Source organism: Bradyrhizobium sp. C-145 (assembly GCF_023375135.1).
Classification (GTDB): domain Bacteria; phylum Pseudomonadota; class Alphaproteobacteria; order Rhizobiales; family Xanthobacteraceae; genus Bradyrhizobium; species Bradyrhizobium zhanjiangense.
In genome coordinates this window covers 830,086-856,716 of record NZ_CP088150.1, presented here as the reverse complement: position 1 = coordinate 856,716, position 26,631 = coordinate 830,086, and the positions used below count along the sequence as shown (strand labels likewise).

Below are 26,631 nucleotides of genomic sequence, written 5' to 3'. Positions count from 1 at the left end.
GTCATTGCGAGCGTAGCGAAGCAATCCAGGATACCTCCGCGGAGACAGTCTGGATTGCTTCGCTGCGCTCGCAATGACGGTGTGGAGAGTTCTAGCGCAAATCACCGCCCTTAATACAGCGGCGGGATCTGGCCGACCTTGACTGGGCCGAGCAGCACGGCGCCGTCGACGAATTTCAGCGGGAAGCTTCTCGCCTTCTTGCCTTCCAGCGTGCTCTCGGTGCCGATCGAATTGATGCCGGCGGCAACGCCGGCATTGGCGTTCTGCTTGATGACCTTGCCGAGGCCCGGCACGGCGCGATCGAGCGCGCCGAACAAATTGTTGAGGTCCTGCGACTTCACGCCCGGCGCGACGCGGTCGAGCGTTGCCTGCGGCACGCCCTCCTCCAGCATCTTCTCGATGCCGAGCGCCGGGATGACGCGCTCAAGGCCCGCCACCGTCATCTGCAATTCGCCGTCCAATCGGCCATTGGCTGAAAGGCCGAGCGTGCCGGCCGCAACCGCGATCATCTCGCCCTGCTGGATCCGCGACTGCACGATCTCGATATGGCCGCCGGCGGCCTGGATCTCACGGAAGCGCTGCGGCCAGGGTTTTGGCGTGAGATCGGTGAGGCCGGTGACCTTCGCGCGGGTGTCCGCCTCGAACGGCTCGGCGAGCAAGGGATGAACGCCCTGGATGCTGCCCTGCGCGACGTGGACCACCGTCTCGATCACCGGGTGATCGGATGGCGATCCGTCCGCGAGGCGGCCGTGCAGTTCGATCTGCTTGGCGCGCGCGAGCGGCACCTGGACGCTGCCGTCGAGGCGGTTGAGGCCGGGTTCGTCGAACACGATGGAGGCGCGGTCCGGCACGGCCGGCAGACCGACCACGCTGGCGCGGCCCTTGCTCCAGTTCACCACGAAGGTGTTTTGCGTGACGCCGTCGGTCAGCGTCGCCGGCGCGGAGAACTCGGCGATGACGAGCTTGGGGTCATAGACCTGGGCGACGACCAGGATGTTGTCGAGCTTCGCCGTGAACGGCGTCTTGCTCGCATTCTGCGACACCAGGGCGACGCTGGCACCGGAGCACTGGACCTCGAAGCGGAACGGGAAGCCCGCGATCGAGCGCTTGGCGCAATCATAGATGCGACCCGACTTGGCCTCCTGCGCGCGCCAGGCGTCTGCGGCGATTTCGGCCTGCGACGCCGCATAGAACCAGAAGCAGCTCCAGGCGACGGCGAGGATCAGGACGAGAACGGGTGCAATGAAAAGGCCCCAACGGGAGCGGCGGCCTGCGGCAACGGTCATATTGGACATGCGGCGACCCTTTGCCCCCAGATTCAGGCAAATGTAAGCGAGGCTGGCCCCCGACGAAAGGCGGAGAATTCGCTTCGCTTGGGGGCACGGTTCTGGTAGCCGTGCCCGAAATGTCGGAAATCCCCCTCCCCTCCGTCACCACAGCCAAGGATGACCTCTGGGTGTTCGGCTACGGCTCGCTGATGTGGCGGCCGGGCTTCGAATTCGAGGAGCGCGTCCCGGCGCGGCTGGTCGGCGAGCATCGCGCGCTCTGCGTCTATTCCTTCGTGCACCGCGGCACGCCGGAGAAGCCGGGTCTGGTGCTCGGGCTCGACCGCGGCGGCGCCTGCCGCGGCATTGCCTTCCGCGTCGCCGAGAAGAACCGCACCGAGGTCGTCGCCTACTTGCGGGAACGCGAGCAGGTCACCTCGGTCTACCGTGAGGTGATGCGCTCGGTGTGGCTGGAGAACGATGCGCGCCAGCGCGTCTCCGCACTCACCTATATCGTCGACCGCGGCCATGTCCAATATGCCGGCCGGCTGTCACTTACCGAGCAGCACCGCCATGTCATCCAGGGCCATGGCCAGTCCGGCGCCAATCGGGACTACGTCACCGCGACGGTGAAAGCAATCGAGGCCGAAGGCTTTCGCGACACGCAGCTGCACCGGCTTGCGACGATGCTGCACGGTGATGCGCATTCTCTGCACGCGCCGGCGCCGGCCGAAGATCGAGAGAATCGCTAACTCTCCGACGGCGCATAGCTCGGCGCGGAGCCGATCAACTGCTCCTGCTCTTTCCGGCCGGCTTCGACGAGACGGCCGGTCGCGTCTTCGATCGCCGTCTGCACGCGCGCGAGAAACTCGTCCTTCGGCAGGCCCGCCGGCAGTGGATCGAGGAATTCCACCACCAGCGTGCCGGGATAGCGCATGAAGGTGCGGCGCGGCCAGAACAGGCCGGAATTGAGCGCGATCGGCAGGCACTGCACGCCGCAGGAGGAATAGATCTGCGCAAAGCCGGTCTTGTAGTTGGGGACAGCGCCCGGCGCGCGCCGCGTGCCTTCCGGAAAGATCACGAGCTGACGGCCGCTGCGCACCGCCACGCGCGCCCGCCGCGTCATGTCCAGCAGCGCCTTCACGCCGGCATTGCGGTCGATCGCGATCATGCCGGTCTTGACCAGGAACTGACCGAAGACCGGGATCTGCATGAGCTGACGCTTGAGAATGAAGATTGGACGATCGAAGAAGCCGGGCAGCACGAACGTCTCCCAGAACGACTGGTGCTTGGCCACGATCAGCAATGGGCCCTGCGGAATCTTCTCGACCCCGCGGAATTCCACCTTGATGTTGCAGATCACGCGCATCAGGACCAGCGTCGCCTTTGCCCACCATTCCGCGACCGTCAGCATGGCGCGCGGCGGCAGCGCAAAGGTCGGCAGCGCCACGATCGCCAGGCATATCAGCACGGCGTAGAACAGCACGTTGAACACGAGCGAGCGCAGGAAAATCAGAAACATCGACGATCCGATCATTGCCGGTCAATTGGCCTGTGCGGTGGCAGGCCGCTTCGGCTGCAAGCCTGAAGGCTGCTCCGACACTTCGGGCGAAAGGTCAATCCCGAAATTCTCCAGCCGCACCCTGGCCTCGGCCGCGACGTACTTGGCATATTCCGACAGCAGCAGCCGCAACGTCGACGGCGAAGTCCACCACGGCTCCTCACGCCATTTGTCGCCGACGACTGCGAACGGGATCAGCGTCGTCTGCGGCATCGCGTGCGAGAATTCCACCAGCGCGCGCGGCATGTGATAATTCGAGGTGACCACGATCAGCGATTTGAACCGGCGTCCCTCGGCCCAGCGCCGCGCCTCCGCCGCATTGCCGCGGGTCGAGAGCGCGGTGCGGTCGAGATCGACGCAACAGGTCATGAAGGACTGGTTCTCCGGCAGGGTCCGGGAGATATCGCTCGCCGTCGAGGTCGGATGCACGCCCGATATCAGGAGCCTCCTGCCGTAGCCGGCAGCGAGCAGCTCCATAGCGTCCGACACCCGCGAGGACCCGCCGGTCAGCACCACGATGCCGTCCGCCTTGCGGTCCGGCACCATCTCGGCGCCGCGCAATTGCGACAGGAACGCAACGAAGCCCGCTGCCGCGCCGACGAAGGCAAGCGCGATCGTCGACACGATTGTCGCGCGCAGCCAGCCGCGCGGCAGTTTCGGCGATCGATCTTCGGTCGGCGAGGTCATGCGATGTCGGTGATCCCTTCCCTGAGGTGATTTTAAGACGTTTTGAGGCGAAGTGGAGTCTGGTTTGTTGGGCTCAATCAACGCGATGGACAACAACGCTATCCGCGACGGCGGCTGCGCTCCCTCGCCCCGCTTGCGGGGAGAGGGTTGGGGTGAGGGGGACTCTCCGCAGGGACGGAGACAGTTGGACTCGCGGAGAGTCCCCCTCACCCGGAATCCGCGCCTTCAGCGCGCATTCCGGCCTCTCCCCGCAAGCGGGGAGAGGCGAAGAAATCTCAATCGACATCGTTCAGGGTCGCGAACAGTGTCTGGCGTGACGCGACCGCGGTGATGGCGCCGATCAGCACCGCCTGCACCGCGAGCACGATGTAGCCGGATGGCCGCAGCGAGAAGGTGCCGAGCAGGGCTGCGAACTGGTCGCCGACGGGGGTACCGGAAAACCAGCCGGCGATCGACTCGGAGAAGCCGAACAGCAGCATCGCCACGCCGCCGCCGATCACGCCGCCCTCCAAGCCGAGCCTAAGGAAATGGCGCAGGAAGTGGTTGGCGATGTAGCGGTCGCCGGCGCCGACGAAATGCAGGACCTCGACGATCGGGCGGTTCGCCGCCATGGCGCCGCGGGTCGCAAACGACACCGAGATGATGGTGGCGATGATGACCAACGCGAGGATGCCGATGCCGGCGAGGACGGTGGCATTGGTCATCGAACGCATGCGCTCGATCCAGGCACGGTGATCATCGACACTCGCGCTCGGCGCCACCTGGGTGACGCGTGCGCGCAGGGCGCCGAGATCAAGTGGCGTGCCCGGTTGCACGCGCGCGATGATCATGCGCGGTACCGGCAGATCGTCCATCGACAGGCCAGTGCCGAGCCAGGGCTCGAGCAGCTTTCCGCTTTCATCCTTGGTGAACGGCTTGACCTCGACGATGCCTGCTTGCGCGCGCATCGCCTCCGTCACCGCCGCGGTGTCGCGTTCGAGATCGCGGCCAGCCAGCGGACGGACCTGGATGGTGATTTCGCTGGCGACCTCCGACTGCCATTCGGCGGCGGAAGCGCTGACCAGCAGCACCGTGCCTGTCGTCATCGAGGCGAGGAAGGTCATGATGGCGACGACGGCGACCAGCGCGCGACCGTGGATCGAGGCACGCGGCACGATCGGCGACATGTTGCGTGCCTTGGCCGGAAGCTGCGGACGCTCCTGCCCGAGGTCGACCAGTACGCCGCGCTCGTCGGTCCTACTCATAGACGTGCAGCCGTCCCTGATGCAGCACCAGCCGCCGCGCCTCGTACTGGTCCATCAGGCCGATGTCGTGGGTCGCGATGATGACGGCCGTGCCTGATTTGTTGAGCTCGATGAAGAGCCGCAGCAGGCGGCGGCCGAGCGTCGGGTCGACGCTGCCGGTCGGCTCGTCCGCGAGCAGCAGCTGCGGGCGCGAGATCACCGCGCGCGCGATCGCGGCGCGCTGTTTCTCGCCGCCGGACAGGATCGGCGGCAGCGCATCCATGCGGTCACCGAGGCCGACCCAGCGCAGGAGATCGATGACCTCCTTGCGATAGCTCGACTCGCTACGCCCCATGACGCGGAACGGCAGCGCGACGTTCTCATAGGTCGTCATGTGGTCGAGCAGGCGGAAATCCTGGAGCACGATACCGATGCGCTTGCGCAGGTCGGCGATCTCGTCCTTGCCGAGCCGCGAGATATCGTGGCCGAACAGATTGACCAGGCCCCGCGTCGGCCGATGCGACAGGAACAACAGGCGCAACAACGAGGTCTTGCCAGCACCGGACGGTCCGGTGAGAAACTGAAACGAATGCGCCGGGATCTGGAAGCTGAGGTCGCGCAGGATCTCCGGCCCCAGACCGTAACGCAATCCGACATTTTCGAACCGAACCAAGCTCAGCTCCGTTCGAGAGGGGGCGCAGGCCACACGGCTGTGCCCCGCCATACGCGATTGACGGGTTTTGCGACCGTTATGGTTTCCGGTTCGTTAACGCTCGCCCGGTAGCATAAGGGCCGCCCGGTTCTCCACGACCGTGACATCGTCAAGACCAGTCCAAGTCCTCGTTCATGCATCAAGGCTCGTCCATGCATATCGTCTGCCCCCATTGTACGACATCCTACGCCATCAAGCCCGCGAGCTTGGGCGCGAACGGCCGGACGGTGCGCTGCTCCCGTTGCAAGGAGACCTGGGTCGCCCATGCTGAGGATGCCATCGAGGAGGCGTCCGTCCCGGCCATGGCCGCGGCCAGCCAGGCGGAGGACCAGTCCGACCTCGCCGAGCAGTGGAACTCCTACGCCAAGGACGATAGCGCGGCTGACACCCCGATGGTCGAAAGCCCCTCGATCGCCAGCGACTGGCCGACCGAGGACACCAGGGAGATCGAGGACGAGTGGTCAGCGGCGGCCCGGGCCGCCGAGGAGGACGTCGCCGGCGCGCAGCATCAGTCCTGGTTCCGCGGCCTGTTCCGTCGCCGCGGCGCGCGGGTCAGCCGCCCGGCCGCCGCCACGGCGCCGCGAAAAACCTATTTCGGCCTGCCGACCGCCTGCGCCGCCATGGGCGCGCTGGTCCTGGCGCTCGCGATCTGGCGTGGCGACATGGTGCGGCTGTTGCCGCAGACGGCAGCGTTCTACAAGATGGTCGGGCTCGAGGTTAATCTGCGCGGATTGGCCTTCAAGGACGTCAAGCTGTCCAGCGAAACCATCGACGGTAAGCAGGTGCTAGTGATCGAGGGCGTGATCGTCGGCGAGGGCAAGAAGCCGCGCGACATCCCGCGCCTGCGCTTCGCCGTGCGCGACGCGCAGGGCGCCGAGATCTACGCCTGGAACACGGTGCTGGAGCAGACCGTGCTGCGGCCCGGCGAGCGCGCCTTCTTCCGCTCGCGCCTGGCCTCGCCGCCGCCCGAGGGACGCAATATCGACGTTCGCTTCTTCAACCGCCGCGACATTGCCGGCGGCAGCGTATAATCAGCCTCGCGAGCGGGAGTTGGTCCCAAGGTTTGCTCTCATGCCGAAAATCCTGATCGCCGACGACGAGGATTCGATGCGCACGCTGGTGGCGCGCGCCATCGCCATGGACGGCCACGAGACCGTCACCGCGCAGGACGGCGCCGAGGCGCTGGAGATCCTGACCCGCGAGGACGGCGCGTTCGACCTGCTGCTCACTGACATCCAGATGCCTGTCATGGATGGCATCGCACTGGCCCTCTCCGCTGCACGCGATTTCCCCGGCCTGACCATCCTGCTGATGACCGGCTTTGCCGACCAGCGCGAGCGCGCCTCGAACCTCAACGCGCTGGTGCACGACGTCGTGACAAAACCGTTCTCGGTCGCCGACATCCGCACCGCGGTGGCGGATGCGCTGGCGGCGAAGAAGAGGTAGCGGCTGGGCGAGCTACACATTCCGCTGTCATGCGCCGGCTTGCCGCCTTCGCTAAAGCTTCGGCGGCCGAGCACCCTTGTGGCCCCGGCGTAGCCTTGGCGGAGCTGGGACCGGGGCATCCAGTACGCCGCAGCCTCTCGACTCAATCACTTCCGTCTCTGGAATACTGGATCGCCCGGTCAAGTGTTCAGCCCGGGGACATGACCGACGGGTGTTCGGGGACATAGCCGACACTTTCTCCGCTCGCCAAGTCGATGATAGCGATTTGGTGGGCGGCAAAGAAGATCCCGTATTGCGCATCGTTTGCCGAGGGGCGGATGGCGAGGCGCTCGCCACGGAAGGCCTGTGGCACTTTCCACAGACGTCCCTTGAAGCTGACATAGGCCTTGGTCGTGGAGACGCGGCGCACGATCTCATGGCTGTCGTATTCGACCTGTGGCAATCGATCGGGCATTGGTCGCTGGCTGGGCCGATATCGACTGGCCGGGACCTGTTGTCCGAGCGCCTCGTGTGGCCGTTCGAAGTTGTAGACTTCCCGCCAGGCGTCGAAGGCACGCTGCGTCTCTGCGAGATCGCGGAACTGTCGCAGTGCGAACACCTCAGCCGCGAGGGTGCGGTGGAATCGTTCATTCTTGCCGCGGCTTTGCGGGTGATATGGGCGGCTGCGGATGACGGCGACGCCAAGCTTGAGCAGCCACACCGAGAACCGTGTCCATCGCTCGCCGGAAGGATCACCCCAGGGCGAACCATTGTCGACGAAGAAGGCCTCCGGGAGCCCGTAGTGGCGAAAGGTCTTCTCCAGGCGGCTGCGCACGGTATCTGTGCGTTGATCGGCACAGGCCTGCAGACACAGATCATAGCGGGAGTGGTCATCCACCACCGTCAGAGGATGGCACTGGGTATCATTGCCGAGCCGAACCCAGCCTTTGAAGTCCATCTGCCACAACAGATTGGGGGCCGGCATCTCGAAACGCTGGCTTGCCATCGGGCCGCCGATCGGAGGCTTGATGCGGCCAGACCGACGCAAGATCTGATGAACTGTTGAGACTGCTGGCGAACGCAAACCATTGCGCTCCAGGCAGTGAGCTATCTTGCGAGCTCCCCATGCCGGATGGGCATCGCGCACCGCGAGAATACGTGCCTCGAGCTCGCAATCGGTCTGTCCCGGGCTCGCATGCGGTCGGCGCGAGCGGTCGTTGACATTCTGATCCGCTTGCCATCGTGCAAGCCACTTGTAGCCCGTGTCGGGATGGATATTGAACCGCCGGCAGAGCTCCCGCCGGTTCGCTCCCTCCTGCATCGCAAGCCGCACGAACTCCCGCCGCTGATCCATCACCGACACCTCTCGCCAGGGCATGGACTTGGCCTCCTTTACCGCCAAATCCCTGCACTATGATGTGTCGGCTATGTCCCCGAACACCCGTCGGTCATGTCCCCGGGCTGAACATCAAGCCGGGCGATGACACTGGGTGTGCGGCCAGAAATCGAGTTGTCAAAAATCCTTCAGCAGCCGCTCGAGATAGTCGAGCTCGATCTGCGGGCGCGAGGTATCGCCCAAGCGGCGGCGGAGCTCTTCGAGGATGCGGCGGACACGCTGGGCGTCGATCTCGCCGGGGATCTTGACGGTGTAGTCGTCGCTCAGATCGCGGCCGTGAAGCGGACGGCCCAGCGGATCGGTCTGATTGCCGCCGCTCTGCTGACGGCCGGCGCGATTGCCGGGACCATCGCCCTGCCCGTCGCCATCACCCTGCTGCATCGCCTCGGCCATCTTCTGCGCGCCCTTGCGCAAGGCCTCGAGGGCCTTGCCCTGCGAATCCACGGCGCCGTCGGCATTGCCCTCGCCGAGCTTCGATCCGGCATCGCCCATGGCCCCGTCGGCGTCATCCAGACTGCTGTCGTCATCGCCCTGGTCGCCGTCCTGATCGCCATTCTGGCCGGACTGGCCCTGCTCGCCCTGCTGCCCCTTCTGCCCCTGCTGCTTCTGACCTTTTTGTCCCTTCTGCGCGAGGCCGCGCTTGGCGAGCTCGTCCTGCAACTTCTTCAGGCGGTCGCGCAGCGCCTGCTGGTCCTGCTGAAGGTCCGACATCGACTGATCGCCCTGCTTGCCGCGTGAGCGGTCACGCCGGGAATCCTGGCCCTGCTTGAATGTCTTGTCGCGCAATTGCTGCTGCTTGCGGATCATGTCGCTGAGCTCGTTGAGCGCCTGCTCCATGTCGCTGTCGCCGGATTGCCCGGGCTGCGCCATCTGGAGATTTTCCATGATCTGCGCGAGCTGCTCGAGCATGCGCTGGGCCGCCTCGCGATTGCCTTCGCGCGCCGCCTTCTCGATCTGCCTCAGGAGGTCGTCGAGATCGCGTTGCGTGATGACGTTGCGATCACGGCTGGAGGATTGGCTCCGTTCCGTCGCCCGCTTGTATTCCTCGAGCTTCTGGATGGCGTCGGACTGGTTGTTCAGGCTCTTCCCGGATTCCTTCTGCCTGAGGCTGTCGCCGGAATCCTGCATGGCCTTTTCGGCGCTGTCGAGCAGCGCATCGGGATCCTGATCCAGCTGGGCAGCCGCAGGAGACAAGCCTCCCAACAAGAAGGCGAGACTGGCGATCGACATCGCCCTCAAGACTGGCACGCGTGCTAGCTTCCGCATTTCCGGTCTCGCGTAAACTGGTTGGCCCCCTCGTTACCCGCCTTGGCCCGGTTGCTCGCCGACTTCCGATAGGCCTGAAGCTGCTGGCGAAGTGCGTCCTGCTGCTGCGCCAGCTCCTCGAGCTGCTCGGGCGTCGCATGCTGGGTCTTCTGTCGCAACTCGACGGCCTTGTCGAGGATGAGCTGGACCTCCGCGGGGAACGGCTGCCGCGGTCCGAGCGGATTTTGCTCGGCGCGCCGGGCGAGGTCGCGCACCTTGCCGGCCATGGCCTCGCGGAGCTTTTGCGTCAGCACCCTGATCTCGTCCTCGCTGGCGCCGCGTTCCAGCGCCGCCTTGAGCGCGTCCTGCGCCGAGCGCAGCGCCGCGTTGACGCTGCCGGCGACGCCGTCGTCCTCGATGGTGACCGCGAACGCCCACATGCTCGCCACCACCTCGCGCAGCGCGTCGTCGGTGCGGGCCGCCTCGAGCTGGGACGCCAGGCTGCGGAGGCCGAGATAGCAGCCGGCGTCCGGCGTGAACAATTCGGGCGCTATCATCAGCGCGTCGAGCGCGGTGTAGACCTCGGAATTCCTGTTGGCGTCTAGCGCGAGGATGCGGCGCTGCTCGATCAGCGCTCGCGCGAGCGAGTTCGTGAAGAGACGCTCGGGCAGGCGCAGGTTGAAGGGCTCGCTGCGCGCCTCGTTGCCGGCCTCGTCCTTGGCGGTGAGCGTCAGCGTGACGTCGGCGCCGGCATAGGGATCCTCGCTGAGGTCCTTCACCGTCTGGCCGACGCCGTTACGGGTGCGCGCGTTCGGCAGCACGAGCGGGAATTGCGGCGGCTGGAACAACGGCCGCGCCGCGCCTTTGGCGTCGGCGTCCTTGCTGTTGTCCTTCGCGTTATCCTTGCCGCCATTCTTGCCGGCATCCTTGATGTTATCCTTGGCGTCGGAGGAGCGCAGCGCAATGTGCGCATCGGCGCCGGTGACGCCGTAATCGTCCTCGATCTTGTAGGAGAGCTGGAGCGCGCCGCGCGCCTGGCGCTCGGGGTCCTTGGCGAGTGCGATCGTCGGCGGACGATCCGGCGTTGCCGCAAACGCCCATTGCGGCTGGCCCGAGGGCGCGCGGACATGCGCGGTGCCGTCGGCGGCGATGGCGAAGTGCTTTTCGTTGGTGCCCTTGGGCGCGGCTTCCGTGGGGGTGACCTCCTTGAGACCGCCGGAGACCGCGACATCCAGGCTGCCGCCGGAGGAGCGCACGATCAGGGTCGAGCCGGCGGGAACGGCAAGCGGGCCGCTGGCGGGCAGTGCTGCGGCCTCCTTGTTGGCGGCCGACAGGATGATCGGCGGCTTGCCGGTGTAGAGCGGCGGCGTCACCCAGGCGTCGACGCGAACATTGGTCGGGGCCAGCACGCCGTTCCAGTCGAAGGCGGCCCCGAGCCGCATCGCACGTTCGTCGCCGGCGGCGAAGAAGGTCGCAACCAGCATCACCATGACGAGCGCGCGCAGCGCCCAGGGATCGTGGAGCGCGAGCCGCGGATGCGGCAGGCCGGCGCGGATGCGCTTGAGCGAGGCCAGCGTGCGCTCGCGCTGCGCCTGCCACAGCGCCTTGGCAACCGGGTCCTGCGAGGTCAGCGTGTCCGTGAGCGTGGTCGCCGGGCGGTGACGGATACCGGAGCCACGATCGAGCCGGCTCAGCGCCTCCTCCCGGCTCGGCCAGCGGAAGCGAATCAACGGGAACAGAGCGGCAATCGCGATGCCGACAAAAATCACGAGACCGATGGCGCGGGCGACGAACGGCAAGGATAGCCACAGCCCGGCCCAGGACACCACCAGGAACAGACCGATGACGGTCAGAAGCCGCGCCAGGTTCGGCCAGGCACGCTCCCACGCGATGGCATAAATGGCCCGATCGAGGGCCTGCGCCAGCTTCAGCCGCGACAGAGCGTCGCCATCGCGGATCGGGTCTGACGGGTCGGGGGTGACGCCGTTCAATCAGCTCTCCAGGTTGCCCGGTAGAGAGAAGCCTATCACAACGGCAGCACTGAGGCATCCGTTCCTGGACGGGAGACACCCCTTTTCCCGCATAACACGAGGACGTGACTGGCCCGGCTCGACCCCGTAATTTCCGCGGCGCCATCCCGAGGAAAACGAAGGAAACGCCATGGACAAGAAGATGCACGACAAGGGCCTGGAAGTCCGCAAAGCGGTGCTGGGCGAGGCCTATGTCAACAACGCCCTGAAGAACGTCGACGATTTCAACCGTCCGTTCCAGGAGATGCTCAACGAATATTGCTGGGGCACGGTGTGGGGCCGCGAGGAACTGCCGCGCAAGACCCGCAGCATGCTCAACATCGCGATGATCGCGATCCTCAACCGCCAGCACGAATTCCGCGCACATCTGAAGGGCGCGCTGACCAACGGCGTCACCCGCGAGGAGATCCGCGAGATCCTGATGCAAGTCGCGATCTATGGCGGCATGCCGGCGGCCGTCGACAGTTTCCGTATCGCGCGCGAGGTATTTTCGGAGATCGATGGGAAGGCGTGATCGGCAAGCCACCCTCCGCCGTCGTCCCGGACAAGCGTAAGCGCCGATCCGGGACCCATAGCCACAGGCCGATGTGATTGCGGGGACTCGGAGTTACCGCTTTCGCGCAACAATTCCTGCCGTGGTTATGGGTCCCGGATCGGCGCGCGCTTAAGGCGCGCTGGTCCGGGACGACACCGAGGGTGGAGTGCGCATCTTTCACAACAACGAACAACAACGACAAGGAAACACCATGGACATCGGATTCATCGGGCTTGGAAACATGGGCTTCCCGATGGCGCGACGGCTGATCGAGGCGGGACACAAGCTCGTCGTGTTCGACATGCGCAAGGAGGTCATCGACAAGCTGGTGGCACGCGGCGCCACTGCTGCGACATCACCGAAAGACGTCGCCGACCGAGTCGAAACCGTGATGGCGAGCCTGCCTTCGCTGCAGGCTTCGCTCGAGGTCGCGACGGGCGCAAACGGCGTGATCGAGGGCAAGCGCGCGAAACGCTTCATCGATCTCTCCACCGTCGGCTCGGCGATGGCTGCGAAGATCCACGGCCTCTTGGCCAAACGCGACATCGTGCAGATCGACTGTCCCGTGTCCGGCGGCGTCGGCGGCGCCGAGAAAGGCACGCTGGCGGTGATGGTCTCGGGGCCGAAGGCAGAGTTCGAGCTGCTGAAACCCGCGCTCGACGTGATCGGAAAAGTGTTCTTCATCGGCGAGAAGCCGGGCGCGGCGCAGACCATGAAGCTCGCCAACAATTTCCTCTCGGCCACCGCGATCGTGGCGACGTCGGAAGCCGTGGTCATGGGCGTCAAGGCCGGGCTAGATCCCGCGGTGATGATCGACGTCATCAATGCGGGCTCCGGCATGAACACCGCGAGCCGCGACAAGTTTCCGCGCTCGGTGCTGCCGCGCACGTTCGATTTCGGCTTCGCCACGGGATTGATGGTGAAGGACGTGCGGCTGGCGCTGGAGGAGATGAAGCAGCTCGGCCTGTCGATGGAAGTCGCTGATGCAGTGGGGCGGTTGTGGGAGACGGTGATCAGCGCGGAAGGCGCAGAATCCGATTTCACCGCGGCGATCAAGCCGATCGAGCGGAAGGCGGGGGTGGTGGTCGGAGCGAAGGCTGGGTTGGCGGGGAAGTAGCATCGCGTCCAATTCCCCCGATGTCGTCCTGGACAAGCGAAGCGCAGATCCAGGACCCATTCAGCCCTGGGGTCAAATCAGCCCTGGGGTAATGGGTCCTGGCCTTCGCCAGGACGACATCGGATTTGTTGAGCCGCCGCGCGCCTCACAACCAAGGCGCCGGCGTATCCATCGCAATCAGCTGCTCGACCTCGATGCGCGGGCGCACCACGGCGTATTGATCGCCCTTCACCAGCACCTCCGGCACCAGCGGCCGCGTGTTGTAGGTGCCGGCCTGTACCGCGCCATAGGCGCCGGCGGTCATGATGGCGAGCAGGTCGCCCGGCTGCGGCGTCGGCAGCGTGCGGTCGAGCGCGAGGTAGTCGCCGGTCTCGCAGACCGGGCCGACGACGTCGGCCATGATGGTGCCAGTGCCCTTGGCGGGCTGCGTCACCGGCAGGATGTCGTGATGCGCCTCGTACAGCGTCGGGCGGATCAAATCGTTCATCGCGGCGTCGATGATGACGAAATTCTTGCCGTCGCCGTGCTTCACGTAGATGACCCTGGTGACCAGGATGCCGGCATTGCCGACGATCATGCGCCCCGGCTCGAACATCAGCGTGCAGCCGAGATTGTGGCTGACGCGCTTGACCATGGCGGCATAGGCGTCGGGTGCCGGCGGCGCCTCGCGGTCCATGTAATAGGGAATGCCGAGGCCGCCGCCGAAATCAACATGGCTGATGTTGTGGCCGTCGGCGCGCAGCGTCTGCACGAATTCGGAGAGGATCCGGAACGCGGTCTCCATCTTGGAGAGGTCGGTGATCTGGCTGCCGATATGTACGTCGGTGCCGGTCACCTCGATGCCCGGGAGTCTTGCGGCGCGCGCATAGACCTCGCGGGCATGGGCGATCGGAATGCCGAACTTGTTCTCGGACTTGCCGGTGGAGATTTTTGCATGCGTGCCGGCATCGACGTCGGGATTGACGCGCACGGAGATGCGCGCGGTCTTGCCCATCTCGGTTGCAAGCCGCGACAACAGTTCGAGCTCAGGCTCGGATTCGACGTTGAGACAGAGGATGTCCGCGGCCAGCGCGGCGCGCAGCTCGTCTTCGGTCTTGCCGACACCGGAGAACAGGATTTTGCTGGCGGGAATGCCGGCGGCCAGCGCCCGCTTCAACTCGCCGCCGGAGACGACGTCAGCGCCGGCTCCCAACTTGGCCAGCGTGCGCAGCACCGACTGGTTGGAGTTCGCCTTCATGGCGTAGCAGACCAGCACCTTCTCGCCGGCGAAGGCCTCGGTGAAGACGCGATAGTGCCGCTCCAGCGTTGCAGTCGAATAGCAATAGAACGGCGTGCCGACGGTTGCGGCCAGCTCGGACAGGTTCACCGCCTCGGCGTGCAGCACGCCGTTGCGATAGTCGAAATGGTTCATGGCGCAGGCTCGGTTGTCCCGGCTTATTTATTGCCGGGAGGTTCGTCCAGGAGCGGGTCGAGAATAAACGGTTTCTTCCTGCCCTTGGCCGCCGCAGGCGCGGCGTCCACACCGTAGGTGGGATTGAACACGCTCGGCGTCCTCTGGGCTTCGGTCTCGGTGTCAACAGGCGCAGCACCGTTGACCGTGGGTGCATTGGAGGCGGTCGGCGGCAGATCCAGCGGGCCCTTGCGGCCGCAACCGGCGAGCGCCAGCGCCGTCAGGCTAAGGACAATGATGGCCCACCCCGAGCCGGCCGGGCGAAACTTTGACGTCACGACGAAATCCCCACTACGCGGCGCGCACCATACAGAGATTGGCGCGCTCTGGCGAGAGCCGGATGACCATGAAACATAAGCGAAATTTTGCCCTCAGCCCGATTTTCGCTCTTTTTCCAGCCGCTTCGCCCAGGCCTTGGCCTGCGACGCCACGTTCTTCGGCGCGGTGCCGCCGAAGCTGGTCCGGCTCTTCACCGACGATTCGACCGAGAGCACGCCGAGCACGTCCTTGGTGATCTTGGACTCGATCGCCTGCATCTCCTTCAGCGGCAGCTCGTGCAGCGCGACGCCGCCTTCGGCGGCCTTGGCCACGATGCGGCCGGTGACGTGGTGGGCCTCGCGGAACGGCATCTTCAGCGTCCGCACCAGCCAGTCGGCGAGATCGGTCGCGGTGGCGTAACCCTCGCCTGCGGCCGCCTTCATCTTCGCTTCATCGGGCACGAGGTCGCGGACCATGCCGGTCATGGCGCGGATCGCCAGCGACAGCGCGGCAAACCCCTCCATGGCGCCCTGCTTGTCCTCCTGCATGTCCTTTTGATAGGCGAGCGGCAGGCCCTTCATCACGATCAGGAGCCCGTTGAGCGCGCCGATCACGCGGCCGGTCTTGGCGCGCACGAGCTCTGCGGCATCCGGGTTGCGCTTCTGCGGCATGATCGAGGAGCCGGTCGTGAACTTGTCGCTGAGGCGGATCAGGCCGACCAGCGGCGAGGTCCAGATCACGATCTCCTCGGCAAAGCGCGACATGTGCACGGCGCAGATCGAGGCCGCCGACAGCGTCTCCAGCACGAAGTCGCGGTCGGACACCGCATCGAGTGAGTTCGCCATCGGCCGGTCGAAGAGGAGCGCCTTCGCGGTGGCGTGGCGGTCGATCGGGAATGAGGTGCCGGCGAGCGCGGCCGCGCCCAGCGGCGATTCGTTCAGCCGCTTGCGCGCGTCCTGGAAACGGCCGCGGTCGCGCGCGGCCATCTCGACATAGGCAAGCAGGTGGTGGCCGAAGGTGACGGGTTGCGCGGTCTGAAGATGCGTGAAGCCGGGCATCACGGTTGCGGCGTGCTCCAGCGCGCGCTCCACCAGGGCCTGCTGGAACGCGGCGAGCGCCGCATCGGTCTCATCGATGACGTCGCGGACGAACAGGCGAAAATCGGTCGCGACCTGGTCGTTGCGCGAGCGCGCCGTGTGCAGCCGTCCGGCGGCGGGGCCGATCAGCTCGGACAGGCGGCTCTCGACATTCATGTGAATGTCCTCGAGCGCGCGCTTGAACGCGAAGCCGCCCTTGCCGATCTCTGACAAAATCGTGTCTAGACCCTTGCCGATATTTTTCGCATCAGAGGCCGTGATGATGCCCTGGCTGGCGAGCATCGCGGCGTGGGCCTTGGACGCAGCAATGTCCTGGGCGAAGAGGTGACGATCGACGTCGATGGAGACGTTGATCTCTTCCATGATCTCATCGGGACGTTCCGAGAACCGGCCGCCCCACATCTTGTTGCTCATGATCCCCTGCTCACGCCCTTGCTTGTCGCTAGCCACGTTTGCTGGCCGCCGCCAGCCGTATTAAGAGGCCCCTGATAGCCATATCTGCGACCGGATGACAAACGATATGCTCGACAAGACGCCCTCCGCCACGCGCCGGATCCCCCTCGTCATCGCCACCGTGGCGATCGGCGGTCTGGCCGGCTTCGCCGCGCTGTACGGGCTGGGCCTGAGCCGGTCGCCGTCAGGCGATCCGTCCTGCCGGTCCGCGGTGGCGACCGCGCAGAAGATCGCGCCGCTCGCCCATGGCGAGGTGGCGGCGCTGACCATGGCGAGCGCCCCGTTGAAGTTGCCCGACCTCGCCTTCGAGGACGCAGGCGGCAAGCCGAAGAAGTTGTCCGATTTCCGCGGCAAGACGCTGCTGGTGAACCTCTGGGCCACCTGGTGCGTGCCCTGCCGCAAGGAGATGCCGGCGCTGGACGAGCTTCAGGGCAAGCTATCGGGCCCGAATTTCGAGGTGGTGGCGATCAATATCGACACCCGCGATTCGGAGAAGCCCAAGACCTTCCTGAAAGAGGCCAATCTGACCCGGCTCGGCTATTTCAATGATCAAAAAGCCAAGGTTTTTCAGGATCTTAAGGCAATAGGCCGGGCACTGGGGATGCCGACATCGGTGCTGGTCGATCCGCAAGGCTGCGAGATCGCGACGATCGCGGGGCCGGCGGAGTGGGCGAGCGAGGACGCGCTCAAGCTGATCCGGGCCGCGACCGGCAAGGCTGCCGCGTCGCTTTAGTTATTGGCGCATGATCTGATCGGAAAACCGGTGCCCACTTTTCCGGTTCATGCGCTGAGGGTTAGGCCGTGACGTTGAGATTGCCGCCGACGCCGGGGCCGACATTGGCGAGCGAGGGCTGACCGGCGCCCAGCAGCGTCAGAACGGTGGATTTCTCCATGTCCATGTTCTGCTTGGTCAGCGTCGCCGCGATATTCGATTGCAGCGCGCCTTGCTGAGCAGCCAGCATGGTGCTGACCATCGCCATCATGTCCATTACGCGAACCCTCTTACCGGCCGTAACCTAGGCGCGAGGGGTTAATGGGACATGAATTGTCACGAAGCGGATGCGCGCCGAAGAACGACGGTGCCGTAGGGTGGGCAAAGCGAAGCGTGCCCACCAATCAGGATCCTGGTTGCGGAGGGATGGTGGGCACGGCGCTTTGCGCCTTTGCCAACCCTACGGCACCGTTGCTTTACCTTGTCGGAACCGGCTTGGCGCCGCGATAGTCGTAGAAGCCGCGCTGGGTCTTGCGGCCGAGCCAGCCGGCCTCGACGTATTTCACCAGCAGCGGGCACGGACGGTACTTGGAGTCGGCGAGGCCCTCGTGCAGCACCTGCATGATGGAGAGGCAGGTGTCGAGGCCGATGAAATCGGCGAGCTCCAACGGGCCCATCGGATGGTGCGCACCGAGCTTCATCGCGGCATCGATCGCCTCGACGTTGCCGACGCCTTCGTACAGCGTGTAGATCGCCTCGTTGATCATCGGCAGCAGGATGCGATTGACGATGAAGGCCGGGAAATCCTCGGAGACCGCGACCTGCTTGCCGAGCCTGGCGACGAACTCCTTGGACGCCTCGAAGGTCGCATCGTCGGTGGCGATGCCGCGGATCAGCTCCACCAGCTCCATCAGCGGCACCGGGTTCATGAAGTGAATGCCGATGAAGCGCTCGGGCCGGTCGGTGGCGGCGGCGAGCCGGGTGATCGAGATCGACGACGTATCGGAGGCGACGATCGCCTCCGGCTTCAGCACGGCGCAGACCTCGTGGAAGATCTTGCGCTTGACCTCCTCCTTCTCGACCGCGGTCTCGATGACGAGATCGCAATCGGCGAGGTCGTCCAGCTTCTCGGCAAGCTTGATCCGCGCTATCGCCTTGGCCTTGTCGTCCTCGGTGACGGCCTTCTTGGAGACCTGCCGCGCCAGATTGCCATTGATGGTGGCCATGCCCGACTTGAGGCGGTCAGCCGAGACGTCGTTGAGCACCACGTCGAAGCCGGCCAGCGCCGCAACATGCGCGATGCCGTTGCCCATCTGACCCGCGCCGATCACGCCGACCTTCTTGATCACTGCCGCCATAATGTCATCCACCGGAACGGCGCGCATGTCGCGCCTGCCTATCCCCTTGAGCCGGGAGTCCGATTTAATCAGAACCTTGGCTCGAAACCTAGATTGGATCGCTTCGAAGGCGGCCCCACACCAAAGAAAACGCCTCAAAAAAGCAACACCGGCCGGAGTTTATAGCTCCGGCCGGTGTTTTTGGCTCGTTTTACTTGCCGAGCTTGCCGAGTTCGGCGGTCAGCTCCGGAACCGCCTGGTAGAGATCGGCCACCAGGCCGTAATCGGCAACCTGGAAGATCGGCGCGTCCTCGTCCTTGTTGATCGCGACGATCACCTTGGAGTCCTTCATGCCGGCCAGATGCTGGATCGCGCCGGATATGCCGACCGCGACATAGAGCTCGGGGGCCACGACCTTGCCGGTCTGGCCGACCTGCCAATCGTTCGGCGCATAGCCGGCATCGACCGCCGCGCGCGAGGCACCGACACCGGCCCCTAACTTGTCCGCGAGCGGCTCGATGTATTTTGCAAAGTTTTCCCGGCTCTGCATGGCGCGGCCACCGGAGACGATGATCTTGGCGGAGGTCAGCTCGGGACGGTCGCTCTTGGCGACTTCCTCGCCGACGAAGGACGACAGGCCCGGATCGGCCGCCGCCGCCACGTTCTCGACCGGCGCGCTGCCGCCTTCGCCTGCTGCGGCGAAGGTGGAGGTGCGGACCGTGATGACCTTCTTGGCGTCCTTCGACTTCACCGTCTGGATGGCATTGCCGGCATAGATCGGACGCTCGAAGGTGTCGGGGGCGACCACCTTGATGATCTCCGAGACCTGCATGACGTCGAGCAGGGCTGCGACTCGCGGCATCACGTTCTTGAAGCGCGAGGTCGCAGGCGCAACGATCGCGTCATAGCCGGAAGCCAGCGATACGACCAGCGCGGCCAGCGGCTCGGCGAGATCGTGCGCGTAGGTCGCGCCATCGGCGAGCAGCACCTTCTTCACGCCGGCAAGCTTGGCAGCGGCATCCGCCGCGGCCTTGGCGTTCTGGCCGGCCACCAGCACCTCGACGTCCGCGCCGAGTGCGGCAGCCGCGGTGAGAGCCTTGTTGGTCGCATCCTTGAGCGACGCATTGTCGTGTTCGGCAATCAGAAGCGTCGTCATCAGAGCACCCCGGCTTCGTTCTTGAGTTTCGACACCAGCTCGGCGACGTCCTTGACCTTGACGCCCGCCTTGCGGCCCGCCGGCTCCGTCGTCTTGAGAATCTCGAGACGCGCGGCGACGTCGACGCCGTAATCGGCGACGGTCTTTTCCGCGATCGGCTTCTTCTTGGCCTTCATGATGTTGGGCAGCGAGGCATAGCGCGGCTCGTTGAGACGCAGGTCGGTGGTGACGATCGCCGGTCCCTTCAGCTTCACGGTCTGCAGACCGCCGTCGACTTCGCGCGTGACCTTGAAGTCAGAACCTTCGACCTCGAGCTTGGAGGCGAAGGTCGCCTGCGACCAGCCGAGCAGCGCGGCCAGCATCTGGCCGGTCTGATTGGAGTCGTCGTCGATCGCCTGCTTGCCGAGGATGATCAGGCCCGGCTGCTCTTCTTCAGCAACCTTCTTCAGGATCTTGGCGACCGCGAGCGGCTCGACATTGCCCTCGGCCTTCACCAGGATGCCGCGGTCAGCGCCCATCGCGAGACCGGTGCGGATCGTCTCCGATGCCTGCGCAGGTCCGATCGAGACCACCACCACCTCGGTCGCCTTGCCGCCTTCCTTCAGGCGCAGCGCTTCCTCGACCGCGATTTCATCGAACGGGTTCATGGACATTTTGACGTTGGCGAGTTCAACGCCCGATCCATCGCTCTTGACGCGGACCTTGACGTTGTAATCGACCACCCGCTTTACCGGCACTAAGACCTTCATCGATCCTCTTTCACTCAATTTGGGAGGGGAGTTATCAACTGGCGCGGAACCTAAAGGCCTGATCAGGCCCGGTCAACGCGCGAACGAGCCAAATTTTAGACCTTAGAAATGCGCCCGCTCAATGGGTCAGCGGTTCTGGCCGGGAACCCAAAGCACGTCGCCGGCGCCATTCCCGTTGGCGGCTCGGCTGGCCACGAACAGGAAATCCGACAGGCGGTTCATATATTGGATGCCAGCCGCGCTGACCGGCTCGCCGGGCTGAGCAGCCAGTTTCACCATCACCCGTTCCGCCCTGCGGCATATTGTGCGCGCGACGTGAAGATGAGCCGCGGCCGGCGTGCCGCCCGGCAGCACGAAAGAGGTCAGCGGCGCGAGCTTGTCGTTGAGTGCGTCGATGTCGCGCTCGAGCCGCTCGACCTGGCTCGCCACCACCCGCAGCCGCTCCGCTTTGCCTTCGCGCTCGGGCACCGCAAGATCGGCGCCGAGATCGAACAGATCGTTCTGGATACGGCCAAGCATCGCATCGAGCTCGGGCATATCCGAGGTGTGGAGCCGCACCACGCCGATCGCGGCATTGGTCTCGTCCACGGTGCCATAGGCCTCGATGCGCAGATCGTATTTCGGACGACGCTCGCCCGAGCCGAGCGCCGTCGTGCCGTCGTCACCGGTTTTCGTGTAGATGCGGTTCAACGTGACCACGTAGACCTCTTAATTTTGGGGCATGATCTCGTCGGAAAACCGCTTCACACTTTTTTCCGGATCATGTCCTATCGCCCCATGGCCCAGACTGCGAGCATGGCAAGGATGATCGCCACAAACTGAAGCAGCACGCGCCAGCGCATCAGCTTCTGCGAGGTGTTGGGCGAGCCGCCACGCATCATGTTGACGAGCCCGAGCAGCAGCACGAGCGCCACGGCGCCGACCGCGATCGGCAGGATGAAAGTACTCAAGATAGATGCCATTAGGGGTAGATAACACTGTGCTTGCAGATGCGCCATGGTGCCGCGGCAGCCGCCGGCGTCATTCCGGGCGATGCGACGGGAGCGCGCGACGCGGCGCGGAGCATCGAGCCCGGAATCCATCGCTCCAGGTACGTTGCAGCTAAATGGATTCCGGCCTCGCGCTGCGCGCGCCCCGGAATGACGCCGGAGAGGGACAGGCTATCGCCTGCGCGATATGGCTTTTAGGCCAATAATATCAGATGGTAGCGGAATGATTTCCGATTTGCGCCAATTGCCTGTTTACCCCACCTCTCTCCCCGCGCGCGGAGAGAGAGCAGTGTAGGTCGTGCATGAAAGCGATCCGCTACATCTACGTCGTCGTGATGGACGCGTTCTACACGTTCCTCGCTGACGACGGCTGGGCGATCGCGAGCCACATCGCCCTGTCGACGCTGATGGCGCTGTTCCCGTTCCTGATCGTGCTGACCTCGCTTGCCGGCTTCTTCGGCTCCAAGGAACTAGCCGACCAGGCCGCCGGCCTGATGCTCCAGATCTGGCCCAAGCAGGTCGCCGATTCGATCTCCGGCGAGGTCCACGACGTGCTGACCACCACCCGTACCGGCATTCTGACCATCGGCGCGGCGCTGTCGGTCTATTTCGCCTCCAACGGCGTCGAGGCACTCCGCGTCGCGCTCAACCGCGCCTATGCCGTGGTGGAGATGCGCCGCTGGTACTGGCTGCGGCTGGAATCGATTGCCTACACGTTGATCGCAGCTTTCACTGCGCTTGCCATGGCGTTCCTGATCGTGCTCGGTCCGCTCCTGATCGAAGCGGCGCGACGCCATATCCCGCTGTTCGTCGAGTCCAACGAGAGCATCCTGACCTGGGTGCGGTACGGCATCACCATCAGCGCGCTGGTGGTGGCGCTGTTCATCCTGCACGCATGGCTGCCGGCGGGACGCCGCAGCTTCCTCCAGATCATGCCGGGCATCGTTTTCACGGTGGTGGCGTCGCTGGTCTCCGGTGTCGTGTTCGGGCAATATCTGGCGCGCTTCGCCAACAATTACGTGACGATGTATGCGGGGCTGGCCTCGGTCATCATCGCGCTGGTGTTTCTGTATTTCATCGCCGCGATTTTCGTGTACGGCGGCGAGCTCAATGCCGCGATCATCAAGTCGCGGCTGCCTCACGGCGTGTCGCTTCAAGCAGCGCAGTCGCTAAAGCCCGCGGAGACACAGGCTTGACCAGGAAGGCGTCGGCACCGGCCTCGCGCGAGGCCGCCTCGTCCTCGCCGCGACCGGAAACGCCGATGATGGGGATCTGAGCCAGCGGCGTCGGCAGCGTGCGGATCCGCCTGATGGCCTCGACGCCGTCGATGCCCGGCAGCACCATATCCATCAGCACCGCGTCGAACGCTCCTTGCGCCAGCCGACCGACCGCATCCTCGCCGCGACCGATGAACTCGGCATGATGGCCGAGCTCGGTCAAAATGGTGTTGAGCACCACGCGCCCGAACGGATTGTCCTCGACGCTAAGCACGCGGAGGGCGGTCACCGCCTCGGGCTCGCTACCGTTCTTTCCTTTGCGCGATTTGCCCGATCCCGCCGCATCCAGCGATACCGTCAGCGTGAACGTGGCGCCGCCGCCGCGGCGCGGAGCGACCGTGATGTCGCCGCCCATCGCGCGCGCGAGTTGCTTCACCGAGGATAGACCCAGACCGGCGCCGCCGAAGCGCGATGCAATGGTGACATTGGCCTGGGTGAATGGGCGGAACAGCCGCTTGATCTCGGCCATGGTAAGACCGATGCCGCTGTCGGACACCGCGAAGGCGATGCCGACCCTGCCCTTATCCTTGGCTTTGCCTTTGCGCTCGTCCTTGGCGGGACGCCAGGGCGCCACCGTAAGCGCCACGCCGCCCTGATCGGTGAATTTCACGGCATTGTCGATCAGGTTCTCGAGCGCAGCGCGCAGGCGGACGGGATCGCCGACCACCAGCCCCGGCAACTTCTCGGAAATGTCGACCTGGGCCTGAAGACCCTTGGCCGCGGCGCGGCCGGCCAGCGAATCGCCGGCGCTGCGGGCAAGCGTCCGCAGGTCGAACAGGTCCTGCCGCAGCTTGCTTCCCCCCTTTCCTGTCCGGGCAGCGTCCACAAACACCGTCGCAAGGCTCGCCAGATGTTCGGCGCCGGCCTTGATGGTGTCGGCCCAGCGCCGCTCCCGCTCGCCGAGATCGGAGGTCGCGAGCAGGTCACTGATCGCCAGAATACCGGTCAGGGGGGTGCGGACCTCGTGGGCAAAGGCGGCGAGCGCGGCCTGGACCACGTCAGGCGCGACCGCCTTGGTGCTGCGCTTACGCAACCGGCCGGCCGCCCCGGACCGCTTCCGAGGCGGTCGCCTGGACGTTCGCGTGGTGCGCATTGGGCGCGTTTTCGCCGCCATAGATCCCCTTCGAACCCCGGGCTCTCGGGCAAGCATGGCACGGCGGAACACCCGGAGTCACGGCGGCGTTTGGCTAACCCCCAGAGAAACTTAACCTAATCCCACCGATCGACGGATGCCGGCCGGCGTGGCACCGGCGGCGCGCAATTCCCGCAGGCCGGTCGAGCGGCTCGATTTCGACAGCTTCCGCCCCTCGCCGTCGCGGATCAGAGCGTGGTGGCGATAAGCCGGTTCCGGCAGGCCAAGCAGGATCTGCAGCAGGCGGTGTACCGATGTGGCGTGAAACAGGTCCTGGCCCCGCACGATCTCGCTGACGCCCTGGTGGGCGTCGTCGACCACCACGGACAGATGATAGCTGGTCGGCGTCTCCTTGCGGGCGAGTATCACGTCGCCCCAGGCTTCCGGTCGCGCCGACACGATGCCGCGCTCGCCATCCGGCCCCGCGCCGAGTTCGTTCCAAGTTAGGCCGGCGACGCGCCGACAGGCAGCCGCCATGTCGAGCCGCAGCGCGTAAGGCGCGCCGGATGTCATCAGCCGCTCGCGCTCGCCGGCCGACAGCGACTTGGCGTCGCCGGGATAAAGTGGCGCGCCGTCGGGATCGCGCGGCCACGGCCCATCCACCTCGCGCGCGGCTATGAGCCCTGCGATCTCGGCGCGGCTTTCAAAGGCCGGATAGACGAGACCGAGCGCAGAGAGCTTGTCCAGCGCGGCACGATAGTCGGCAAGATGCTCGGACTGTCGCCGCGCCGGTGTTTCCCAGGAAATCCCGAGCCAGGCGAGATCCTCGTAGATCGCCGTCTCATAGTCCGGCCGGCAGCGCGTCGCGTCGATGTCCTCGATCCGCAGCAACAGCCGCCCGCCGGTCTCGCGTGCACGTTCGAAGTTCAGCAGCGCGGAATAGGCGTGGCCGAGATGCAGGAAGCCGTTCGGGCTTGGGGCAAATCGGAAAACGGGTGGCATGAGTTCTCGGTGTATTCGTCATTGCCGGGCTTGACCCGGCAATCCATCTTCCAGGACTCTCGTTAGGAGATGGATGCGCGGGTCCCGCCTACGCCGAAGGCTTCGGCGGGCTTTACGGTATTGGGCCAGCGTAGCTTTAGCAGAGACGGCAAGCCCGCGCATGACGAGTTGAGCAAGCAATGACCATCCACCTCGAATCCCAGTCCGATCTCGAAGAGGCCGTCCATGCGCTGATCAAGCGCGACCCGCGCCTCAAGCCCGTGCTGGAAATCGCCGGCATGCCGGCCTTGCGGCGGCGCGAGCCGGGTTTTGCGGGGCTCGCCCATATCGTGTGCGGGCAGCAGCTCTCGACGGCGAGCGCGGCGGCGATCTGGGGGCGGCTGGCCGCCGCCCTCGATCCGTTCGACCATGAGGCTGTCCGCCGCGCCCGCACCGACCGGCTGGGGCGGCTCGGCCTGTCCGCCGCCAAGATCAAGACGCTGAAACACCTTGCGCGCGAGATCACGGCGCAACGGCTGAACCTCGAGGTTCTCGCCGAAGAGGATGCCGACGCCGCGCATCACACGCTGATCTCGCTGCCCGGCATCGGCCCCTGGACGGCCGACGTCTATCTGCTGTTTTGCCTGGGTCATGGCGACGCCTGGCCGGCCGGCGACCTCGCCGTGCAGGAGGGGATCAAGCTTGGTCTCGGCCTGAAGACGCGGCCGACGGAGAAGCAGATGGCGCCGCTCGCCGAGCCCTGGCGTCCGCTGCGCGGCGCGGCGGCGCATCTGTGGTGGAGCTACTATCGTGCGGTGAAGAAGCGCGAGGGCGTGCTCGCGGGGGCGGGCTAGCCCCGTAGCCGCGCGCGGTCGGCCCGGGCGCATTCGGCGACGAAATCGACCACGGCGCGCACCGCCGGCAGCTCGACAAGGTCGGGATGGGCCAGCAGCCACAGATCCGCGACGCTGGCGAGCTTCTGCGGGGCGACGCGCACGAGCTCGGAATAGGCTTCGGCGACGAAGCACGACAGTGCCGAGATTCCGATCCCGGCGCGGACCGCCGCCAGCATGTCCCCCTGGGAGGAGCAGCGCATCACCACCCTCGCCTGCCGCGTGACGACGTCGCTCCAGCGCGCAAGCTGCGCATTGGACGTCTGGTCGGCGAAGCCGATGACGCTGTGCTCCTTCCACTCGCCGCGCCGTTCAGGCAGTGACCGCCCGGCGGCATAATCGCGGGAGGCATAGAATCCCGTGCCGAGACGGCCGATCTTGCGGCCAACCAGGTTTTCCTCGCCGCTGTCGACAGGCCGCAATACCACGTCCGCCTCACGCCGGCGCACGCTTGCCGGAAACGGATGGGTGATGATCTCGAGCTGGATATGATCGTGCGCACGCAGGAAGGCAGGCAAGCGCGGCATCAGCCAATGCGAGGCCAGCGTCGCGCCGATCGATAGCTTGACGATACCGCGCGCCTTGTGTCCCTTCGCCGCAACGGCGGTCTCGGCCCGTAGCGCCGCAGCTGCCATCGCCTCGGCGTGCTCGCGCAACGTCCTTCCATCCGCGGTCAGCGCCAGGCCGTCGGCGGCGCGCGCCACCAGCCGCGTGCCGAGCTGGGCTTCCAGCGCCGCGATGTTGCGGCTGACGGTTGGATGGCTGGTGTGCAGCCTGCGGGCGGCGGCGGTGAAGCTGCCGGTATCGGCGACCGCAACGAAGGTCTTGCAAAGGTCCCAGTCCATCGGCAGCCTTGTTCAAATCTAAAGGGTCATCCGTTCATTATTGAACCGCCGGGCCGCGCCGTCCAACCTTATAATGGGATCAAATCTGCAACACGGGCGCCAATCCGCCCGGGCACAATCAACATGGAAACGCCTCGTCATCCGCCCGCCGGCGGTGCCGCGTTTC

At 65.5% G+C, this 26,631-nt stretch carries 28 protein-coding genes; 8 read left to right on the top strand and 20 right to left on the bottom strand.

The window, feature by feature from the left end; genetic code table 11:
- Positions 1 to 110: 110 nt before the first annotated feature.
- A complete protein-coding gene (locus LRP30_RS04010) occupies positions 111 to 1,295 on the bottom strand; it encodes a DUF2125 domain-containing protein (protein ID WP_128931220.1) in 1,185 nt (394 codons plus the stop codon).
- A 110-nt stretch (positions 1,296 to 1,405) separates the two neighbouring features.
- Between LRP30_RS04010 and LRP30_RS04005 the strand changes: the two genes are divergently transcribed.
- Positions 1,406 to 2,017 (top strand): gamma-glutamylcyclotransferase, encoded by a 612-nt coding sequence (locus tag LRP30_RS04005; RefSeq protein WP_249759429.1) that lies wholly within the window; start codon positions 1,406 to 1,408, stop codon positions 2,015 to 2,017.
- Here the strand turns inward: LRP30_RS04005 and LRP30_RS04000 are convergent.
- The 4 genes from LRP30_RS04000 to ftsE form a co-directional block, all read right to left on the bottom strand.
- A complete protein-coding gene (locus tag LRP30_RS04000) occupies positions 2,014 to 2,787 on the bottom strand; it encodes a 1-acyl-sn-glycerol-3-phosphate acyltransferase (RefSeq protein WP_128942793.1) in 774 nt (257 codons plus the stop codon). The two genes, LRP30_RS04005 and LRP30_RS04000, sit on opposite strands and share 4 nt — an antisense overlap.
- Positions 2,788 to 2,808: 21 nt before the next feature.
- Positions 2,809 to 3,513, bottom strand: a complete 705-nt coding sequence (locus LRP30_RS03995) for a YdcF family protein (protein ID WP_128931217.1) — start codon at positions 3,511 to 3,513, stop codon at positions 2,809 to 2,811.
- Positions 3,514 to 3,788: 275 nt separating this feature from the next.
- The gene (locus LRP30_RS03990) at positions 3,789 to 4,757 is read right to left on the bottom strand and encodes an ABC transporter permease (protein WP_128942792.1); all 969 of its coding nucleotides are present in this window, start codon (positions 4,755 to 4,757) and stop codon (positions 3,789 to 3,791) included.
- On the bottom strand, positions 4,750 to 5,409 hold the full coding sequence (gene ftsE, locus LRP30_RS03985) for a cell division ATP-binding protein FtsE (RefSeq protein ID WP_020508614.1): 660 nt from the start codon (positions 5,407 to 5,409) through the stop codon (positions 4,750 to 4,752). The genes LRP30_RS03990 and ftsE overlap by 8 nt, the downstream gene beginning before the upstream one ends.
- A 191-nt stretch (positions 5,410 to 5,600) precedes the next feature.
- Here ftsE and LRP30_RS03980 point away from each other — a divergent pair, with 191 nt between their 5' ends.
- Both LRP30_RS03980 and LRP30_RS03975 read left to right on the top strand, forming a co-directional pair.
- Positions 5,601 to 6,479 (top strand): MJ0042-type zinc finger domain-containing protein, encoded by an 879-nt coding sequence (locus LRP30_RS03980; RefSeq protein ID WP_249759428.1) that lies wholly within the window; start codon positions 5,601 to 5,603, stop codon positions 6,477 to 6,479.
- A gap of 40 nt (positions 6,480 to 6,519) precedes the next feature.
- Complete coding sequence (locus LRP30_RS03975; RefSeq protein WP_128931214.1) at positions 6,520 to 6,894, top strand: response regulator; 375 nt, start codon at positions 6,520 to 6,522, stop codon at positions 6,892 to 6,894.
- Between the two features lie 187 nt (positions 6,895 to 7,081).
- On the opposite strand, the gene LRP30_RS03970 is transcribed toward LRP30_RS03975, so the two are convergent.
- The 3 genes from LRP30_RS03970 to LRP30_RS03960 form a co-directional block, all read right to left on the bottom strand.
- Complete coding sequence (locus LRP30_RS03970) at positions 7,082 to 8,251, bottom strand: IS481 family transposase (RefSeq protein WP_128936665.1); 1,170 nt, start codon at positions 8,249 to 8,251, stop codon at positions 7,082 to 7,084.
- Between the two features lie 135 nt (positions 8,252 to 8,386).
- Positions 8,387 to 9,535, bottom strand: a complete 1,149-nt coding sequence (locus LRP30_RS03965) for a DUF4175 family protein (RefSeq protein WP_128931213.1) — start codon at positions 9,533 to 9,535, stop codon at positions 8,387 to 8,389.
- The gene (locus LRP30_RS03960; RefSeq protein WP_249759427.1) at positions 9,523 to 11,505 is read right to left on the bottom strand and encodes a TIGR02302 family protein; all 1,983 of its coding nucleotides are present in this window, start codon (positions 11,503 to 11,505) and stop codon (positions 9,523 to 9,525) included. The genes LRP30_RS03965 and LRP30_RS03960 overlap by 13 nt, the downstream gene beginning before the upstream one ends.
- Before the next feature lie 169 nt (positions 11,506 to 11,674).
- Between LRP30_RS03960 and LRP30_RS03955 the strand changes: the two genes are divergently transcribed.
- Positions 11,675 to 12,058: a carboxymuconolactone decarboxylase family protein gene (locus LRP30_RS03955; RefSeq protein WP_091891246.1), complete on the top strand. Its 384-nt coding sequence runs from the start codon at positions 11,675 to 11,677 to the stop codon at positions 12,056 to 12,058.
- Between the two features lie 232 nt (positions 12,059 to 12,290).
- The gene (locus tag LRP30_RS03950; RefSeq protein WP_249759426.1) at positions 12,291 to 13,196 is read left to right on the top strand and encodes an NAD(P)-dependent oxidoreductase; all 906 of its coding nucleotides are present in this window, start codon (positions 12,291 to 12,293) and stop codon (positions 13,194 to 13,196) included.
- A 145-nt stretch (positions 13,197 to 13,341) separates the two neighbouring features.
- Here the strand turns inward: LRP30_RS03950 and lysA are convergent, their stop codons facing one another.
- The 3 genes from lysA to argH all read right to left on the bottom strand — a co-directional run bounded on the left by lysA (position 13,342) and on the right by argH (position 16,415).
- Entirely contained in the window at positions 13,342 to 14,607 is a 1,266-nt protein-coding gene (gene lysA / locus LRP30_RS03945; RefSeq protein ID WP_249759425.1) for a diaminopimelate decarboxylase, read from the bottom strand.
- Between the two features lie 23 nt (positions 14,608 to 14,630).
- Positions 14,631 to 14,924, bottom strand: a complete 294-nt coding sequence (locus LRP30_RS03940; protein ID WP_249759424.1) for a lipoprotein — start codon at positions 14,922 to 14,924, stop codon at positions 14,631 to 14,633.
- A gap of 93 nt (positions 14,925 to 15,017) precedes the next feature.
- The gene (gene argH / locus LRP30_RS03935) at positions 15,018 to 16,415 is read right to left on the bottom strand and encodes an argininosuccinate lyase (RefSeq protein ID WP_128943064.1); all 1,398 of its coding nucleotides are present in this window, start codon (positions 16,413 to 16,415) and stop codon (positions 15,018 to 15,020) included.
- 106 nt (positions 16,416 to 16,521) lie between these two features.
- Here argH and LRP30_RS03930 point away from each other — a divergent pair, with 106 nt between their 5' ends.
- Complete coding sequence (locus LRP30_RS03930; RefSeq protein ID WP_249759423.1) at positions 16,522 to 17,187, top strand: TlpA disulfide reductase family protein; 666 nt, start codon at positions 16,522 to 16,524, stop codon at positions 17,185 to 17,187.
- Positions 17,188 to 17,248: 61 nt separating this feature from the next.
- Here LRP30_RS03930 and LRP30_RS03925 read toward each other — a convergent pair whose 3' ends face one another.
- The 6 genes from LRP30_RS03925 to LRP30_RS03900 form a co-directional block, all read right to left on the bottom strand.
- Positions 17,249 to 17,443: a putative motility protein gene (locus LRP30_RS03925; RefSeq protein ID WP_027562813.1), complete on the bottom strand. Its 195-nt coding sequence runs from the start codon at positions 17,441 to 17,443 to the stop codon at positions 17,249 to 17,251.
- Positions 17,444 to 17,642: 199 nt separating this feature from the next.
- Positions 17,643 to 18,524 (bottom strand): 3-hydroxybutyryl-CoA dehydrogenase, encoded by an 882-nt coding sequence (locus tag LRP30_RS03920; RefSeq protein ID WP_128931207.1) that lies wholly within the window; start codon positions 18,522 to 18,524, stop codon positions 17,643 to 17,645.
- 190 nt (positions 18,525 to 18,714) lie between these two features.
- A complete protein-coding gene (locus LRP30_RS03915) occupies positions 18,715 to 19,659 on the bottom strand; it encodes an FAD-binding protein (RefSeq protein WP_249759422.1) in 945 nt (314 codons plus the stop codon).
- Positions 19,659 to 20,408 carry an electron transfer flavoprotein subunit beta/FixA family protein gene (locus tag LRP30_RS03910; RefSeq protein WP_128931205.1) on the bottom strand — a complete coding sequence of 250 codons (750 nt, stop codon included), beginning with the start codon at positions 20,406 to 20,408 and terminating at the stop codon, positions 19,659 to 19,661. Before LRP30_RS03910 ends, LRP30_RS03915 begins: the two co-directional genes overlap by 1 nt.
- Before the next feature lie 126 nt (positions 20,409 to 20,534).
- The gene (locus LRP30_RS03905; RefSeq protein WP_128931204.1) at positions 20,535 to 21,107 is read right to left on the bottom strand and encodes a cob(I)yrinic acid a,c-diamide adenosyltransferase; all 573 of its coding nucleotides are present in this window, start codon (positions 21,105 to 21,107) and stop codon (positions 20,535 to 20,537) included.
- Positions 21,108 to 21,175: 68 nt separating this feature from the next.
- Positions 21,176 to 21,370, bottom strand: a complete 195-nt coding sequence (locus tag LRP30_RS03900) for a twin transmembrane helix small protein (RefSeq protein ID WP_128937125.1) — start codon at positions 21,368 to 21,370, stop codon at positions 21,176 to 21,178.
- A 329-nt stretch (positions 21,371 to 21,699) separates the two neighbouring features.
- Here LRP30_RS03900 and LRP30_RS03895 point away from each other — a divergent pair, with 329 nt between their 5' ends.
- A complete protein-coding gene (locus LRP30_RS03895) occupies positions 21,700 to 22,593 on the top strand; it encodes a YihY/virulence factor BrkB family protein (RefSeq protein ID WP_249759421.1) in 894 nt (297 codons plus the stop codon).
- Here LRP30_RS03895 and LRP30_RS03890 read toward each other — a convergent pair.
- Positions 22,520 to 23,788 (bottom strand): ATP-binding protein, encoded by a 1,269-nt coding sequence (locus LRP30_RS03890; protein ID WP_249759420.1) that lies wholly within the window; start codon positions 23,786 to 23,788, stop codon positions 22,520 to 22,522. The two genes, LRP30_RS03895 and LRP30_RS03890, sit on opposite strands and share 74 nt — an antisense overlap.
- Positions 23,789 to 23,878: 90 nt before the next feature.
- Complete coding sequence (gene gluQRS, locus LRP30_RS03885) at positions 23,879 to 24,748, bottom strand: tRNA glutamyl-Q(34) synthetase GluQRS (RefSeq protein WP_249759419.1); 870 nt, start codon at positions 24,746 to 24,748, stop codon at positions 23,879 to 23,881.
- 179 nt (positions 24,749 to 24,927) lie between these two features.
- Between gluQRS and LRP30_RS03880 the strand changes: the two genes are divergently transcribed.
- Positions 24,928 to 25,581, top strand: a complete 654-nt coding sequence (locus LRP30_RS03880; RefSeq protein ID WP_249759418.1) for a DNA-3-methyladenine glycosylase 2 family protein — start codon at positions 24,928 to 24,930, stop codon at positions 25,579 to 25,581.
- Here LRP30_RS03880 and LRP30_RS03875 read toward each other — a convergent pair.
- Positions 25,578 to 26,465, bottom strand: coding sequence for a LysR family transcriptional regulator (locus LRP30_RS03875; RefSeq protein ID WP_249759417.1), 888 nt, complete (start codon positions 26,463 to 26,465; stop codon positions 25,578 to 25,580). The two genes, LRP30_RS03880 and LRP30_RS03875, sit on opposite strands and share 4 nt — an antisense overlap.
- Positions 26,466 to 26,631 lie beyond the last annotated feature (166 nt).

Bases quoted from the DNA above. Each gene is read 5' to 3' on its own strand.
- LRP30_RS04010 (WP_128931220.1), bottom strand. From the start codon at position 1,295: ATGTCCAATATGACCGTTGCCGCAGGCCGCCGCTCCCGTTGGGGCCTT.
- LRP30_RS04005 (WP_249759429.1), top strand. From the start codon at position 1,406: ATGTCGGAAATCCCCCTCCCCTCCGTCACCACAGCCAAGGATGACCTC.
- LRP30_RS04000 (WP_128942793.1), bottom strand. From the start codon at position 2,787: ATGTTTCTGATTTTCCTGCGCTCGCTCGTGTTCAACGTGCTGTTCTAC.
- LRP30_RS03995 (WP_128931217.1), bottom strand. From the start codon at position 3,513: ATGACCTCGCCGACCGAAGATCGATCGCCGAAACTGCCGCGCGGCTGG.
- LRP30_RS03990 (WP_128942792.1), bottom strand. From the start codon at position 4,757: ATGAGTAGGACCGACGAGCGCGGCGTACTGGTCGACCTCGGGCAGGAG.
- LRP30_RS03980 (WP_249759428.1), top strand. From the start codon at position 5,601: ATGCATATCGTCTGCCCCCATTGTACGACATCCTACGCCATCAAGCCC.
- LRP30_RS03975 (WP_128931214.1), top strand. From the start codon at position 6,520: ATGCCGAAAATCCTGATCGCCGACGACGAGGATTCGATGCGCACGCTG.
- LRP30_RS03970 (WP_128936665.1), bottom strand. From the start codon at position 8,251: ATGCCCTGGCGAGAGGTGTCGGTGATGGATCAGCGGCGGGAGTTCGTG.
- LRP30_RS03965 (WP_128931213.1), bottom strand. From the start codon at position 9,535: ATGCGGAAGCTAGCACGCGTGCCAGTCTTGAGGGCGATGTCGATCGCC.
- LRP30_RS03955 (WP_091891246.1), top strand. From the start codon at position 11,675: ATGGACAAGAAGATGCACGACAAGGGCCTGGAAGTCCGCAAAGCGGTG.
- LRP30_RS03950 (WP_249759426.1), top strand. From the start codon at position 12,291: ATGGACATCGGATTCATCGGGCTTGGAAACATGGGCTTCCCGATGGCG.
- lysA (WP_249759425.1), bottom strand. From the start codon at position 14,607: ATGAACCATTTCGACTATCGCAACGGCGTGCTGCACGCCGAGGCGGTG.
- argH (WP_128943064.1), bottom strand. From the start codon at position 16,415: ATGAGCAACAAGATGTGGGGCGGCCGGTTCTCGGAACGTCCCGATGAG.
- LRP30_RS03930 (WP_249759423.1), top strand. From the start codon at position 16,522: ATGCTCGACAAGACGCCCTCCGCCACGCGCCGGATCCCCCTCGTCATC.
- LRP30_RS03925 (WP_027562813.1), bottom strand. From the start codon at position 17,443: ATGGACATGATGGCGATGGTCAGCACCATGCTGGCTGCTCAGCAAGGC.
- LRP30_RS03920 (WP_128931207.1), bottom strand. From the start codon at position 18,524: ATGGCGGCAGTGATCAAGAAGGTCGGCGTGATCGGCGCGGGTCAGATG.
- LRP30_RS03915 (WP_249759422.1), bottom strand. From the start codon at position 19,659: ATGACGACGCTTCTGATTGCCGAACACGACAATGCGTCGCTCAAGGAT.
- LRP30_RS03910 (WP_128931205.1), bottom strand. From the start codon at position 20,408: ATGAAGGTCTTAGTGCCGGTAAAGCGGGTGGTCGATTACAACGTCAAG.
- LRP30_RS03900 (WP_128937125.1), bottom strand. From the start codon at position 21,370: ATGGCATCTATCTTGAGTACTTTCATCCTGCCGATCGCGGTCGGCGCC.
- LRP30_RS03895 (WP_249759421.1), top strand. From the start codon at position 21,700: ATGAAAGCGATCCGCTACATCTACGTCGTCGTGATGGACGCGTTCTAC.
- LRP30_RS03890 (WP_249759420.1), bottom strand. From the start codon at position 23,788: ATGGCGGCGAAAACGCGCCCAATGCGCACCACGCGAACGTCCAGGCGA.
- gluQRS (WP_249759419.1), bottom strand. From the start codon at position 24,748: ATGCCACCCGTTTTCCGATTTGCCCCAAGCCCGAACGGCTTCCTGCAT.
- LRP30_RS03880 (WP_249759418.1), top strand. From the start codon at position 24,928: ATGACCATCCACCTCGAATCCCAGTCCGATCTCGAAGAGGCCGTCCAT.
- LRP30_RS03875 (WP_249759417.1), bottom strand. From the start codon at position 26,465: ATGGACTGGGACCTTTGCAAGACCTTCGTTGCGGTCGCCGATACCGGC.